Annotated in this window: 12 protein-coding genes; 10 read left to right on the forward strand and 2 right to left on the reverse strand. The window is 70.5% G+C overall.

Going from position 1 to position 13,845, the window contains the following annotated elements; all coding sequences use genetic code 11:
- Nucleotides 1-78: 78 nt before the first annotated feature.
- From IW248_RS26970 to IW248_RS26985, 4 genes are all read left to right on the forward strand, one after another.
- Nucleotides 79-975 carry a septum formation family protein gene (locus IW248_RS26970; RefSeq protein WP_196929184.1) on the forward strand — a complete coding sequence of 299 codons (897 nt, stop codon included), beginning with the start codon at nt 79-81 and terminating at the stop codon, nt 973-975.
- A gap of 98 nt (nt 976-1,073) precedes the next feature.
- Complete coding sequence (locus IW248_RS26975) at nt 1,074-2,771, forward strand: L-aspartate oxidase (protein ID WP_196929185.1); 1,698 nt, start codon at nt 1,074-1,076, stop codon at nt 2,769-2,771.
- A 56-nt stretch (nt 2,772-2,827) separates the two neighbouring features.
- Nucleotides 2,828-3,724, forward strand: a complete 897-nt coding sequence (nadC, locus tag IW248_RS26980) for a carboxylating nicotinate-nucleotide diphosphorylase (RefSeq protein WP_196929186.1) — start codon at nt 2,828-2,830, stop codon at nt 3,722-3,724.
- 17 nt (nt 3,725-3,741) lie between these two features.
- The gene (locus tag IW248_RS26985) at nt 3,742-4,500 is read left to right on the forward strand and encodes a type III pantothenate kinase (RefSeq protein ID WP_030489971.1); all 759 of its coding nucleotides are present in this window, start codon (nt 3,742-3,744) and stop codon (nt 4,498-4,500) included.
- Between the two features lie 35 nt (nt 4,501-4,535).
- On the opposite strand, the gene IW248_RS26990 is transcribed toward IW248_RS26985, so the two are convergent.
- Nucleotides 4,536-5,276: a class I SAM-dependent methyltransferase gene (locus tag IW248_RS26990; RefSeq protein ID WP_196929187.1), complete on the reverse strand. Its 741-nt coding sequence runs from the start codon at nt 5,274-5,276 to the stop codon at nt 4,536-4,538.
- Nucleotides 5,277-5,364: 88 nt separating this feature from the next.
- Here IW248_RS26990 and lysS point away from each other — a divergent pair, with 88 nt between their 5' ends.
- From lysS to IW248_RS27005, 3 genes are all read left to right on the forward strand, one after another.
- Entirely contained in the window at nt 5,365-6,873 is a 1,509-nt protein-coding gene (gene lysS, locus IW248_RS26995; protein WP_124819007.1) for a lysine--tRNA ligase, read from the forward strand.
- A 112-nt stretch (nt 6,874-6,985) separates the two neighbouring features.
- A complete protein-coding gene (locus tag IW248_RS27000; protein ID WP_036392792.1) occupies nt 6,986-7,330 on the forward strand; it encodes a histone-like nucleoid-structuring protein Lsr2 in 345 nt (114 codons plus the stop codon).
- A 491-nt stretch (nt 7,331-7,821) separates the two neighbouring features.
- On the forward strand, nt 7,822-10,365 hold the full coding sequence (locus IW248_RS27005) for an ATP-dependent Clp protease ATP-binding subunit (RefSeq protein WP_124819003.1): 2,544 nt from the start codon (nt 7,822-7,824) through the stop codon (nt 10,363-10,365).
- A gap of 556 nt (nt 10,366-10,921) precedes the next feature.
- Here the strand turns inward: IW248_RS27005 and IW248_RS27010 are convergent.
- Nucleotides 10,922-11,833: an iron-sulfur binding domain-containing protein gene (locus IW248_RS27010; protein WP_196929188.1), complete on the reverse strand. Its 912-nt coding sequence runs from the start codon at nt 11,831-11,833 to the stop codon at nt 10,922-10,924.
- Between the two features lie 96 nt (nt 11,834-11,929).
- Here IW248_RS27010 and IW248_RS27015 point away from each other — a divergent pair, with 96 nt between their 5' ends.
- From IW248_RS27015 to IW248_RS27025, 3 genes are all read left to right on the forward strand, one after another.
- A complete protein-coding gene (locus tag IW248_RS27015) occupies nt 11,930-12,442 on the forward strand; it encodes a glycine cleavage system transcriptional repressor (RefSeq protein ID WP_196929189.1) in 513 nt (170 codons plus the stop codon).
- Nucleotides 12,439-13,011 carry a peptide deformylase gene (locus tag IW248_RS27020; protein WP_124818997.1) on the forward strand — a complete coding sequence of 191 codons (573 nt, stop codon included), beginning with the start codon at nt 12,439-12,441 and terminating at the stop codon, nt 13,009-13,011. Before IW248_RS27015 ends, IW248_RS27020 begins: the two co-directional genes overlap by 4 nt.
- A gap of 118 nt (nt 13,012-13,129) precedes the next feature.
- Nucleotides 13,130-13,840: a hypothetical protein gene (locus IW248_RS27025; protein WP_196929190.1), complete on the forward strand. Its 711-nt coding sequence runs from the start codon at nt 13,130-13,132 to the stop codon at nt 13,838-13,840.
- Nucleotides 13,841-13,845 lie beyond the last annotated feature (5 nt).

The following is a 13,845-nucleotide window of genomic DNA, read 5'->3' on the forward strand; positions in this document are numbered from 1 at the left end:
CGGTCTGTCACCAGAAGGTCATTTCCGGTTACCCTGAGCGCGCTGGCGGAAGCTGGCCGGTGGCTGGGGGAGGCCGCTATGCGCAGTGCGATGACGACACTGTTCGCCGCTGTTGTCACGGCGGTGCTGCTGGTGGGCTGCGCCGGGTCCGGCGGTCTGGACGGTGATCTGACCGACGACTGGGCGGCCTTGCCGGCGCCGTCGGCGTTCACCCCGGCCGCCGGTGTGTGTCACGCCGCCGATTTCACCGATCTGGTCAGCCTGGCCAGCTACGAGCCGGTGGACTGCGCCGGCCCGCACCGACTGGAGACCGTGCATGTGGGGGTGTTCCCGGTCGAGCGGACGACCGCTCCGGCGGGTGGTTCGGCGGAGCTGCGGGGCGCGTTCGCCGAGTGCGACACCCGGGCGGCCGGCTACGTGGGTGACGACTGGCGGTCCGGCCGGCTGCGGCTGTCGGTGGCGCTGCCCAACGGGCCGGGCTGGGCGGCGGGTTCCCGGTGGTTCCGCTGCGACCTCACCGAGCTGACCACTGTCGAGGCGGCGGCCACAGTGGTGGTCCGTTCGGGCAGTCTGCGGGACGCGTTGAAGGGGCCAACCGGGCTGCGCCTCGGTTGTCAGCAGACCCGCGGGGGCGCCGGCCGGGGTGTGCAGACGCTGATCCCGGTGGAGTGCGGCAAACAGCACGACGCCGAGTTCGTCGGGGTGTGGCGCGCACCGGACGTGGCGTACCCGACCCGGGACGCCGAGTGGGTGCCGCTCTACAACGGTTGTCGCAGCATCCTGGCCCGGTACGCGGGCGTACCTGACGACGCCAAGCTGCGCTTCCGCAGCGGTGTGGTGGTCCGGCCACCGGGGGCGGGGCGCTGGAAGGTCGGTGATCGGGGCGTCCGCTGCTATCTGTGGCTCAGCGACCGTACGGTGACCGCCACGCTGAAGGGCGCTGGCCCGGCTGGTCTACCGGTCCGGACGAAGTGAGCACGGCCTGACTGTCGACGCGCGCCGGACGGGGTCGCCCAAAACACTCGTCCCGCCCCCGCCGCCCCGGGCGAGGATGGTTCGGGTTGACTGGGGGGATGGACCTCCCGACCGTCGACCTGCCTGCCCTGCCCGCGCTGCTGGCCGCGCCCGCGCCCGGCTGGGTGGAGACCACCGACGTGATCGTTGTGGGTTCCGGCGTGGCCGGGTTGACCGCGGCGCTGCACCTGCGTGAGGCGGGTCTGCACGTCACGGTGGTCACCAAGGTCAACATTGACGACGGCTCGACCCGGTGGGCACAGGGCGGCATCGCCGCCGTGCTCGACCCGGCGGACACCCCGGCGGCGCATGCCCGGGACACCGAGGTCGCCGGGGTCGGGCTGTGCGACCCGGCGGCGGTCCGGGTGCTGGTCGAGGAGGGGCCGACCCGGCTCCGCGAGCTGATCCGGATCGGCGCCGAGTTCGATCGTCACCTGGACGGCTCGCTGATGCTGACCCGCGAGGGCGGGCACCGGGCGGACCGGATCGTGCACGCCGGCGGGGACGCCACCGGCGCGGAGGTGCAGCGGGCCCTGCACGCCGCGGTGCAGCGCGACCCGTGGATCCGGCTCGTCGAGCACGCCCTCGTACTGGACCTGCTGCGCGCGCCCGGCGACGGCCCGGATGGGCTCGGCCCGGCCTGCGGGATCACCCTGCACGTGTTGGGTGAGGGCAGCGAGGACGGCGTCGGCGCGCTGCTGGCCCGTGCCGTGGTGCTCGCCACCGGCGGCATGGGGCAGATCTTCTCGGCCACCACCAACCCGGCGGTCTCCACCGGGGACGGGGTGGCGCTGGCGCTGCGGGCGGGCGCGGCGGTGACCGACGTGGAGTTCGTCCAGTTCCACCCGACCGCTCTGCTCACCCCGCCCGGCGCGGGAGTGCCCGGGGCGGGGCACGCGCAGCAGCCGCTGGTCTCGGAGGCTTTGCGCGGCGAGGGCGCGTACCTGGTGGACGCGGACGGCAAGAGGTTCATGGTGGGCCAGCACGAGTTGGCCGAGCTGGCACCCCGGGACGTGGTGGCCAAGGGCATCCACCGGGTGCTGCTGGCCACCGGCGCGGACCACGTCTTCCTCGACGCACGGCATCTGGGTGGCGACTTCCTGGCCGGTCGGTTCCCCACCATCGTGGCGTCCTGCCTGGCGATCGGCGTGGACCCGGCGACCGATCTGATTCCGGTGGCGCCGGCCGCCCACTACGCCTCCGGCGGGGTTCGGACGGATCTGCGCGGCCGCACCTCCATCCCCGGCCTGTACGCCTGCGGCGAGGTGGCCTGCACTGGCGTGCACGGCGCGAACCGGCTGGCCAGCAACTCGCTGCTGGAGGGTCTGGTCTTCTCCCGGCGGATCGCCGAGGACATCGCGGCCGGCCTGCCCGAGCAGGCCCAGCCGGCGGACACCGGCGCCTGGCGTGGCGGTACGGGTTGGGTGCTGCCCGCGGAGGTGACGCCCACCCTGCAACGGGCGATGACCCGGGGGGCCGGGGTGCTCCGATCCGCGGCGACGCTGGCCGAGACGGCCGGGACGTTGACCGAGCTGGGCGTTGCCCGGGGCCGGCCGCGGACCGCCGACTGGGAGGCGACGAACCTGCTCACCGTGGCGTCGACGCTTGTCGCCGCCGCGTACGCCCGTGGTGAGACCCGGGGCTGCCACTGGCGGGAGGACTTCCCGACGGCCGACGAACGGTGGCTGGGCCATCTGGTCGGGGCGGTCGGGGCGCAGGGCCGGGTGACGCAACAGTGGGAGGGGATGGCCCAGTGAGCGCGAGGAGTGAGCCGATCTTGCGAGCCCCGCAGTCGGGAACGAAGGAGGCGACGATGACGGAGTCGACGGAGAGGGCGTTGCGGGCGGCTGGGCTGGATCCGGCGTACGTGCGGCAGGTCATCGAGGGCGCGCTCGTCGAGGATCTGGGTCCGGATTTCCTGGACGTCACAAGCGTCGCCACCATCCCGGCGGAGCAGACCGACACCGCCGACCTGGTGGCCCGCGCGGACGGGGTGTTGGCCGGGATGGCGGTGGCCGCCGCCGTGTTCGAGCTGGTGGGCGAGGTGACGGGCTTCGGTCGTACCGTCGAGGTGTCGGTGTTGGCCCGCGACGGCGAGCGGGTGGCCCGCGGCGACGTGCTGGCGACGGTGACCGGCCCGACCCGGCTGCTGCTGACGGCCGAGCGGACGGCGCTCAACCTGCTCTGCCGGATGTCCGGGGTGGCCACCCACACCCGCGCCTGGGCGGACGCGCTGGCCGGCACGAAGGCGATGGTGCTGGACACCCGCAAGACGACGCCGGGTCTGCGGGCGCTGGAGAAGTACGCGGTGCGGGCCGGCGGGGGCACCAACAAGCGGATGGGCCTCTACGACGTGGCCATGATCAAGGACAACCACAAGTTGGCGGCCGGGGGGATCACGGCGGCCTACCGGCGGGTCCGGGAGGCGTTCCCGGAGGTTCCGGTGCAGGTCGAGGTAACCACTGTCGACGAGGCGGTGGAGGCGGTGGAGGCCGGGGCGGACTTCCTGCTCTGCGACAACATGACGCCGGAGGTGCTGGCCGAGGCGGTGGCCGCGGTGGGTGACCGGGCGGAGCTGGAGGCGACCGGCGGGCTGACCCTGGAGGTCGCCGGCCGGTACGCGGCCACCGGCGTGGACTTCCTCTCGGTGGGCGCGTTGACGCACTCGTCGCCGATCCTGGACATCGCGCTGGACCTGCGCACGGAGTAGTTGTCTAGGCTGCGTGCGTGCTGCTCTGCATCGACATCGGAAACACCAACACCGTGCTGGCGACCTTCGACGGCGACAAGCTGGTGCACTCCTGGCGGATCAAGACCGATGCCCGCTCGACGGCGGACGAGCTGGGCCTGATGTTCCGGGGCCTGCTCGCCGGGGACAACGTCGAGATCACCGGTGTGGCCGCCTGCTCCACGGTGCCGGCCGCGCTGCGGTCGCTGCGCACCATGCTGAGCCGTTACTACGCCGACCTGCCGAGCGTCGTGGTCGAGCCGGGCGTGCGGACCGGGGTGCAGCTGGCGATCGACAACCCGAAGGAGGTCGGCGCCGACCGGGTGGTCAACACCCTGGCCGCGTACACCCTCTACGGCGGCCCGTCGATCGTTGTGGACTTCGGCACCACCACCAACTTCGACGTGATCAGCGAGCGGGGTGAGTTCCTCGGCGGGGCGTTCGCCCCGGGCATCGAGATCTCCTTCGACGCGCTGGCCGCCCGGGCCGCGCAGCTGCGCAAGGTCGAGGCCACCAAGCCTCGCTCGGTGATCGGCAAGAACACCGTGGAGTGCCTCCAGGCCGGCCTGTACTTCGGCTTTGCCGGCCAGGTGGACCGGATCGTCGAGCGGATGACCGAGGAGCTGGGCGAGGTGCGGGCGGTGATCGCCACCGGCGGTCTCGCCTCGCTGGTGATCAACGAGTGTCGCAGCATCACCCACCACGAGCCGATGATCACACTGATCGGCCTGCGGATGGTCTACGAACGCAACCTGTGACTTCGGCCGCCGTCTGGGCGGCCTCCGTCCGGGCCTCAGCGCCGCCGGGCGCGGAGCACCAGCGTCCGGTACGGCAGCTCGATGGTGTCCCGGCCAACCAGGGCGGGGTGAATGTTCAGAAGGTCGGTCAGCTCCCGCTCGACCCGCCGCTGATCGTCCGTGGAGGCGGTGAGCCAGTACGAGCGGGTGCGGACCATCCCGAGCAGCTCATCCGGCGTGAGCGTGGTGCGGTGCCTGAACTCGCGCTGCTCGATGGCGTCGAAGTCGGGGCCGAAGTCGGGGTACTCGCCGACGACCAGGCTGCTCGACTTGTCCCCGAGGTGGGCGATACGGCTCAGTTCGGCCACCCAGTCGACGCTGTCGTCCCGGATGTTCCAGATGGGGGCGAAGGTGCCACCGGGGCGAAGTACCCGGGCGATCTCGGCGTGCGCGGGCTCCCGGTCGAACCAGTGGTACGCCGTCCCGGCCAGCACCGCGTCCGCCGTCGAGTCGGGCAGGGGCACGGCCTCGGCGCTGCCCGCCAGCGCCGTCGTACCCGGGGTGCTGTGGGCGAGCTGCGCCCGCATCCCCGGATCGGGCTCCACCGGTACGACCTCGTGGCCCAGGGCCAGCGCGGCGCGGGTCAGGATGCCGGTGCCGGCCGCGAGATCGACCACCCGGGCCTCGGCCAGCCCGTCGAGTGCCCAACGGACCGCGGCCTCGGGATAACGTGGTCGAAACCGGTCGTAATCACTCGCAGCGGCACCGAACGACAGGGCGTGAGTGTGATCGACCATGACGGGCAGGTTATCCCGTAACGGCCTCCGGACCGCTTGAGTACGCTCGGGCCTGACCCCCTGTATCTCCGTGACGAGGAAGCGTGCCGTGAGCGAGCAGAACCCCGTGCCAGTGGACCCCGCCGACGACCTTCCCGAGCAGATGAAGGTCCGCCGGGAGAAGCGGGACCGGATGCTCGCCGAGGGCGTCGAGCCCTACCCGGTCGGCTTCCCCCGCACCACCACCCTGGCGCAGGTCCGGGCGGGCTACGCCGACCTGCCGACCGACACCGCGACCGGCGACCAGGTCGCGGTCACCGGCCGGGTGATCTTCGTACGCAACACGGGCAAGCTCTGCTTCGCGACCCTGCGGGACGGCGACGGCACCGAGTTGCAGGCGATGCTTTCCCTGGACCGGGTCGGGCCGGAGCGGCTGGAGGCGTGGAAGCGCCTCGTCGACCTCGGCGACCACGTCGGCGTCACCGGCGAGGTGATCACCAGCCGTCGGGGTGAGCTGTCGGTGTTGGCCCAGCAGTGGGAGATGACCGCCAAGGCGCTGCGACCGTTGCCGGTGGCCCACAAGCCCCTCTCCGAGGAGGCGCGCGTCCGGCAGCGTTACGTCGACCTGATTGTGCGGCCGCAGGCACGGGAGATGGTGCGTACCCGGGCCGCCGCCGTACGCAGTCTGCGCGATTCACTGCACGGGCAGGGCTTCATTGAGGTGGAAACGCCGATGTTGCAACTGCTGCACGGTGGCGCGGCGGCCCGACCGTTCGTGACCCACAGCAATGCGTTGAACACCGATCTGTATCTGCGAATCGCTCCGGAACTGTTTCTCAAGCGCGCTGTGGTAGGCGGCGTCGACAGCGTCTTCGAGATCAACCGCAACTTCCGTAATGAGGGTGTCGACTCTTCGCACTCGCCGGAGTTCGCGATGCTGGAGACGTACCAGGCGTACGGCGACTACGACACGATGGCCGACTTGACCCGCAATCTCGTGCAACAGGCGGCGATCGCGGTGAGCGGCTCGACGGTGGTGACCCACGCCGACGGGCGGGACTTCGACCTGGGCGGCGAGTGGCGGTCCGTGACGTTGTTCGGCGTGCTTTCCGAAGCACTGGGCGAGGAGGTCACGGTCCGCACCGAACGCTCCCGTCTGGTGGAGTACGCGGACAAGGTGGGATTGGCCGTGGACCCGAAGTGGGGTCCGGGCAAGCTGGCCGAGGAGTTGTTCGAGGAACTGGTCGTTCCCGGTCTGCAGGCGCCCACCTTCGTACGGGACTACCCGGAGGAGACGAGCCCGCTCACCCGGGCGCACCGCAGCGAGCCAGGGCTGGCCGAGAAGTGGGACCTCTACGTGCTCGGGTTCGAGCTGGGCACCGCGTACTCCGAGCTGGTCGACCCGGTCGTGCAGCGGGAACGGCTGGTTGCCCAGGCCCAGTTGGCCGCCCGTGGCGACGACGAGGCGATGCGTCTCGACGAGGACTTCCTACGGGCGATGGAGTATGGAATGCCGCCGGCCGGCGGTATGGGAATGGGAATCGACCGGCTGTTGATGGCCCTGACCGGGCTCGGAATTCGGGAAACGATCCTCTTCCCGTTGGTCCGCCCGGAGTAGTCCCGCCCGGGTGCACGCCGAACCGTAACCGGGTCCTATTGACGCGACGAGCGGCGCGCGGGTTATTGTGCTCTTGTTAGCAGGAGCACCCTGCTCGAAAGGAATGTGGGACGTGGCCAAGCAGATCATTCACAAGCTGGTCGATGACCTGGACGGCGGGGACGCGGACGAGACCGTCAAGTTCGCCCTCGACGGCGTTCAGTACGAGATCGACCTCTCGAGCGCCAACGCCGCGAAATTGCGCGATGCATTTGCCTCGTACGTGGGTGCCGGCACCAAGGTCGGCCGGGGCGGCGTCGTGATCGGTGGGCGGGCTGCCCGCGGTCGGGGTGGCGCGACCGCCGATCGGGAACAGAACAAGGCGATCCGGGAGTGGGCCAAGAAGGCCGGCAAGGACATCTCGGACCGGGGTCGTATCCCCCAGGAGATCGTGGACGAGTTCCACGCGAAGCGCTGATCCGTCAGCAGTTTGGTGGCTGGCCGCCACCGCAGGCGACACCGACGCCGGGCCGGAGGACTCTCTCCGGGCCGGCGTCGCCCGTTCCGGGCCGGGAAGCATTCCGGGCCGACCGACGTTGTCCACAACCAGTGGAACAGCTATCCACAGCCTGTGGACAACCTCCCCCAGGGCCGCGCGGGGCGCTCGTCGCGACCGCCGGTTCGGCCTCCCGGGGCCTCCCGGAGCGCTTCCGGACCCCGGATCGGGCTTCCGTCGAGCCAGTCGGATTTCGCTCTGCGCGTAGCGACAGGGCTACCGGAACACCTCCTGAGCGCGGACGGTTGTTCAAAACGACGTGCAACCGACCCAGAGCAGAGACACACGACCTCAGCTGAGTCGGTCAGCGACGATAGAGTAAGGAGGCACGGACGCCCGTCCTGGACGTCCGCGCACCGGCCCCGCCAAGATCTTGACCATCAAGGCGCACGGCACGTGAGGAGCACGAGGGCATGTTCGAGCGGTTCACCGACCGAGCGCGACGGGTTGTCGTCCTGGCCCAAGAAGAGGCCCGGATGCTCAACCACAACTACATCGGTACGGAACACATCCTGCTGGGCCTGATCCACGAAGGTGAAGGCGTCGCGGCAAAGGCCCTGGAGAGCCTCGGCATCTCCCTGGAGGGCGTCCGCCAGCAGGTCGAGGAGATCATCGGCCAGGGTCAGCAGGCGCCGAGCGGGCACATCCCGTTCACGCCGCGGGCCAAGAAGGTGCTGGAGCTGTCGCTGCGCGAGGCGCTGCAGCTCGGCCACAACTACATCGGCACGGAGCACATCCTGCTCGGGCTGATCCGTGAGGGCGAGGGCGTTGCCGCCCAGGTGCTGGTCAAGCTCGGCGCCGACCTCAACCGGGTCCGCCAGCAGGTGATCCAGCTGCTCTCCGGCTACCAGGGCAAGGAGCCCGCTGCGGCGGGTGCCGCGCCGGGTGAGGCCGCGCCGTCGACCAGCCTGGTGCTGGACCAGTTCGGCCGCAACCTGACTCAGGCCGCCCGCGAGGGCAAGCTCGACCCGGTCATCGGGCGCGAGAAGGAAATCGAGCGGGTCATGCAGGTGCTCTCCCGCCGTACCAAGAACAACCCGGTCCTGATCGGTGAGCCCGGCGTCGGCAAGACCGCCGTGGTGGAGGGCCTGTCCCAGAAGATCATCAAGGGCGAGGTGCCCGAGACCCTCAAGGACAAGCAGCTCTACACGCTCGACCTGGGCGCGCTCGTCGCCGGTTCCCGCTATCGCGGTGACTTCGAGGAGCGCCTCAAGAAGGTGCTCAAGGAGATCCGCACCCGCGGCGACATCATCCTGTTCATCGACGAGATCCACACCCTGGTGGGTGCGGGTGCCGCCGAGGGTGCGATCGACGCCGCGAGCATCCTCAAGCCGATGCTGGCCCGTGGTGAGCTGCAGACCATCGGTGCCACCACGCTCGACGAGTACCGCAAGCACCTGGAGAAGGACGCCGCTCTCGAGCGCCGCTTCCAGCCGATCCAGGTGGGTGAGCCGTCGCTGGCCCACACCATCGAGATCCTCAAGGGCCTGCGCGACCGCTACGAGGCTCACCACCGCGTCTCGATCACGGACGCAGCCCTGGTGGCTGCCGCAACTCTGGCCGACAGATACATCTCCGACCGCTTCCTCCCGGACAAGGCGATCGACCTGATCGACGAGGCCGGTGCCCGGATGCGAATCCGTCGGATGACCGCGCCGCCAGACCTGCGTGACTTCGACGAGCGCATCGCCCAGGTGCGTCGCGACAAGGAGTCCGCGATCGACGCTCAGGACTTCGAGCGCGCCGCCCAGCTGCGCGACAAGGAGAAGCAGCTCCTCGGCCAGAAGGCTCAGCGGGAGAAGGAGTGGAAGGCCGGTGACCTGGACGTCGTCAGCGAGGTTGACGACGAGCAGATCGCTGAGGTGCTCGGCAACTGGACCGGCATCCCGGTCTACAAGCTGACCGAGGAGGAGACCTCGCGCCTGCTGCGCATGGAGGACGAGCTGCACAAGCGCGTCATCGGCCAGGAGGACGCGGTCAAGGCGGTCTCGAAGGCGATCCGGCGTACCCGGGCCGGCCTGAAGGACCCGAAGCGCCCGTCGGGCTCGTTCATCTTCGCCGGCCCGTCCGGTGTCGGTAAGACCGAGCTGTCCAAGGCGCTCGCCGAGTTCCTCTTCGGCAGCGAGGACTCCCTCATCCAGCTGGACATGTCCGAGTTCCACGACCGTTACACGGTCTCCCGGCTCGTGGGTGCCCCTCCCGGCTACGTCGGCTACGACGAGGGCGGGCAGCTGACCGAGAAGGTGCGGCGTCGGCCGTTCTCGGTGGTCCTCTTCGACGAGATCGAGAAGGCCCACCCGGACGTGTTCAACACGCTCCTGCAGATCCTCGAAGACGGTCGGCTCACCGACGGTCAGGGTCGCATCGTGGACTTCAAGAACACGGTCATCATCCTGACCACCAACCTGGGCACCCGAGACGTCGCCAAGGCGGTGTCGCTGGGCTTCCAGCAGTCGGAGGACTCCGAGTCCAACTACGACCGGATGAAGCAGAAGGTCAACGACGAGCTCAAGCAGCACTTCCGGCCTGAGTTCCTCAACCGGATCGACGACACCATCGTCTTCCACCAGCTGCGCCAGACCGAGATCCTCTCGATCGTAGACATCATGATCCAGCGGATCGAGGGCCAGCTGCGCAACAAGGACATGGGTCTGGAGCTGACCGACAACGCCAAGAAGTACCTGGCCGCGAAGGGCTTCGACCCGGTGCTCGGTGCCCGTCCGCTTCGTCGCACGATCCAGCGCGACATCGAGGACAACCTCTCCGAGCGGATCCTGTTCAACGAGCTGACCCCAGGTCAGATCGTCGTGGTCGACTGCGAGGGCGACCCGGACGACATCGAGAACTCCAAGCTCGTCTTCCGGGGCTCGGACAAGCCGGTCGAAGTTCCGGACGCCGTCCCGGCCGATCTCGGTGGCACCGCCGCTGGCACCGCCGCCGCAGGCGTGGACGAGTAACACAACCAGCAAGGGGCGGGGCCTCGGTGGCGCAAGCCACCGGGGCCCCGCCTTTTTGCGCCCCCACAGGTCACGCCGCCGCCCCACACCCACCCCCGCCGCAACCCTCCGGGTCCTCGGGGAGTGTCGCTCCCGGTCGCCGAGCCTGCCGGATGCGGGCGCCTTGCCCGCCGGGCCGCGCTCGTCGCACAGCGCCTGCCCCACCTGGCCCCTGCCTGGTGCGCCCTGCCGGGCCCGCGCGGCGCGTCGCACAAGCCCGATGAACCCGTCACCTGCGCTGCGACGCATGCGCTGCCACGCCCCGCAAGATCCGCGCAACATCGGGGAAAGTGCTGCCTCGCGGCGTCCCGAAGCAGCACTTTCCCCGATGTTGTCTGGCGTAGTGGTCAGCCCGGCGCTGGCCTCGCTCCCGGCGGGGCCTCCGTCGGCAAGATCGCGCAACATCCTGGATGTAGTGGCATCCGGCGCGCCCGACACCACTGCATCCAGGATCGAGCACGATCTTGGGTGACATGCGCACGGGCGTGCAGGCGTACGGCGCGCGGGGTGGGGCGGATCAGGTGGTGAGGTCGGCGGTGGGGAGGGACGGGTCGTCACCGACCAGGCGGAAGGAGTTGACGCCGGCGGGTTCGACCAGCCCGTCCTGCACGAGGCCGGCGAGGGCGCGGGCGCGTTGCACGTCGTCGGTCCAGACCTGGTCCAGTCGCTGGTGCGGGACCGGCCCGGTGCTGTCCCGGAGCACTCCGAGCAGCAGGCCGCGTACCTGTCGGTCGGTGCCCGCGTACCGCTGTGGTCGGCGGGTGGGCCCTGCCGGTGCCTCCTGGCCGGACGCCCGCCAGGCGCAGACCGACTCGACGGGGCAGGCGGTGCAGCGCGGTGACCGGGCTGTGCAGATCACCGCGCCCAGTTCCATGAACGCGGCACTGGCCAGCGCCGCCGAGGCCGGTTCCGTCGGGAGCAGCTCTTCGGTGGCGACCAGGTCGGCTGGTCGGGTGACGGGCCCGGCGTCCGGTTCGCCGGCCACCGCCCGGGACACGACTCTGCGTACGTTGGTGTCGACGACCGGGTGCCGCTGCCCGTACGCGAAGGCGGCCACCGCCCGCGCCGTGTAGGTGCCGACGCCGGGCAGTGCCAGCAGTTGCTCCAGCCGGTCCGGCACCTGGCCGCCATGCCGGTCGACGATCGCGACAGCGCATTCGCGCAGGCGGACCGCCCGACGGGGGTAGCCGAGGCGTCCCCACATCCGGATCGCCTCGGCGGGGGTGTCCGCCGCCAAGGCGGCAGGCTCCGGCCAGCGGGCCAGCCATGCCTGCCAGGCCGGCACCACCCGGACCACGGGTGTCTGCTGGAGCATGACCTCGCTGACCAGGATGGCCCACGGGGTGACCCCGGGCTCGCGCCACGGCAGGTCACGGGCGTGCTGTTGGAACCACCGGCTGACCACTGTGGCGAAGTCGGGTTGAGTCATGGCGTCGTCGATGATGTCACGCCGGGCGTTCCCGTTGGGTGGGCGGCTCGGGCGGGGTGCCGCGTCGTCGTTCGGCGGGCGGGGGAGAATGCGCGGATGAACGAGCTCGCGATCACCGTCATCGGTCGGGACCGGCCGGGCATCGTGGCCGACGTCGCGGAGGTGCTGGCCGGACTCGGCGCGAACCTCACCGACAGCACGATGACGCGGCTGCGGGGGCATTTCGCGATGACCCTCATCTGCACCGGTCCGGCCGCCGCCGAGGTCGAGGCCGCACTGGCGCCGCTGGCCGCCGAGGGTCAGCTGCTGGCGACGGTACGCGCGGTCACCCCGGACGGCGATGTGCCTCCGGTGGGTGAGCCGTACGTGATGGCGGTGCACGGTTCGGACCGGATGGGGATCGTCGCGGCGATGACGCGGGTGCTGGTGGATGCCGGGGGGAACGTCACCGACCTGAGTACCCGGTTGACCGGTGCGCTCTACGTGGTCCTGGCGGAGGTCGAGTTGCCGGCCGGTGTGGCGGACACGCTGGTCGACCGACTGCACCGGACGGCTGCCGAGCTGGGCGTGGAGGTCACGCTCCGGCCGGCGGACCCGGATCTGTTGTGACCGGCGAGGAGCGCGGCCCGGACGTCGGTCTGGGGGACTGGACACCGGAGTCGCTGGACGTGCCGGGCGAGGTGCGGGTGGTGGTGTCCGCCCCGAACCCGGTGTTGAGTCAGGCGGCTGACGAGGTCGATCCCACGGCGAAGGAGACGGTCCAGCTCGCGGCCGACCTGATAGCCACGATGAGGGTCTCGCCGGGCTGTGTCGGGCTGGCCGCGCCGCAGGTCGGGGTGGGCGCTCGGGTCTTCGCCGTTGATGTGACCGGGCATCCGAAGGCGGTGACTGTGCACGGCACCTTCGTGCTGTGCAACGCGCGGGTGGTCGAGGCGACGCGGTGGAAGCCGGGCCGGGAGGGCTGCATGTCGGTGCCGGACCTGACCGGGGACGTGAAGCGGGCCAGCCGGCTGGTGGTGGAGGGTGACCTGCCGGGCAGTGGCGCGCCGGTCCGGCTGGTGACCGACGGCTTCGAGGCCCGGGCGTTGCAGCACGAGATCGACCACTGCGCGGGGCTACTCTTCCTGGACCGGGTGGCCGGTGCGCACGCGGTCTACCAGCGCAAGGTCTACCTGTGATCGGCTGCTCGGCCGGTGTGTCGTCCGTCCTCAGTGGAGGGTGTGGCGAGCGCCCCGGAGTGGCTCCGGCGCGTCGCGCCGCACTGCCCGGTACGGCGCGGCTACGGTGGAGGGCATCATGCGTCTGACGGTCGGCCCCCTGCCACCCGCCGTGTACTGGCGGCGTCGCGTCGTCGTACTCGGAGCGGGGTTTCTGTTCCTGATTGTCCTCCTCTACTCCTGCACCGGTTCGGATCGTTCCGGCGGTCAGGAGCCGAAGGCGGGGAGTTCGCCGTCGACGACGTCCTCCGGGACGTCCGGTCCCGTCGGGCCGGTGTTGACACCGCAGACCGGGGCTCCGTCGGCGTCCGCTGATGCGGGTGCGACGACCCCGAGCCCGGCGATCACCAGCAACACACCGCCGCTGGGTGCGGCGGCCGGTTCGGAGGACGACGGCACCTGCACCAACGAGGAGATCAGCGTGGTCTCGTCGGCGACTCCGACCTCGGTGCAGCGAGGCGCGGTGGTCCAGCTGCAACTGAAGATCAAGAACACGTCGGATCGGACGTGCAGCCGCAACGTCGGCGCCGACCTTCAGGAGATCTTCATCAAGTCCGGTGCCGAGAAGGTCTGGTCGTCGGACACCTGCGGCAAGGTCGAGGGCTCGGACGTGCAGTCCTTCACGCCGAACTTCGAGCGTTCCTACGAGGTGCCGTGGAACGGGCGCGACACCAGCCGCTGCGACGGCGCGTTGGCCGGCGGGCCGTTCCCGCCGGTCGGGTCGTACCAGGTGTTCGCTCGGGTGGGCACGAAGCTCAGCGACCCGGTGAAGCTGACCGTCACCGGCTGAGCCGG

Source organism: Micromonospora ureilytica (assembly GCF_015751765.1).
GTDB lineage: Bacteria > Actinomycetota > Actinomycetes > Mycobacteriales > Micromonosporaceae > Micromonospora > Micromonospora ureilytica.

Excerpts from the sequence above, each read along its gene's own strand:
- IW248_RS27025 (WP_196929190.1), top strand. The coding sequence starts at position 13,130 with ATGCGTCTGACGGTCGGCCCCCTGCCACCCGCCGTGTACTGGCGGCGT.
- IW248_RS26970 (WP_196929184.1), top strand. The coding sequence starts at position 79 with ATGCGCAGTGCGATGACGACACTGTTCGCCGCTGTTGTCACGGCGGTG.
- IW248_RS27005 (WP_124819003.1), top strand. The coding sequence starts at position 7,822 with ATGTTCGAGCGGTTCACCGACCGAGCGCGACGGGTTGTCGTCCTGGCC.
- IW248_RS27015 (WP_196929189.1), top strand. The coding sequence starts at position 11,930 with ATGAACGAGCTCGCGATCACCGTCATCGGTCGGGACCGGCCGGGCATC.
- IW248_RS27010 (WP_196929188.1), bottom strand. The coding sequence starts at position 11,833 with ATGACTCAACCCGACTTCGCCACAGTGGTCAGCCGGTGGTTCCAACAG.
- nadC (WP_196929186.1), top strand. The coding sequence starts at position 2,828 with ATGACGGAGTCGACGGAGAGGGCGTTGCGGGCGGCTGGGCTGGATCCG.
- IW248_RS26975 (WP_196929185.1), top strand. The coding sequence starts at position 1,074 with ATGGACCTCCCGACCGTCGACCTGCCTGCCCTGCCCGCGCTGCTGGCC.
- IW248_RS26990 (WP_196929187.1), bottom strand. The coding sequence starts at position 5,276 with ATGGTCGATCACACTCACGCCCTGTCGTTCGGTGCCGCTGCGAGTGAT.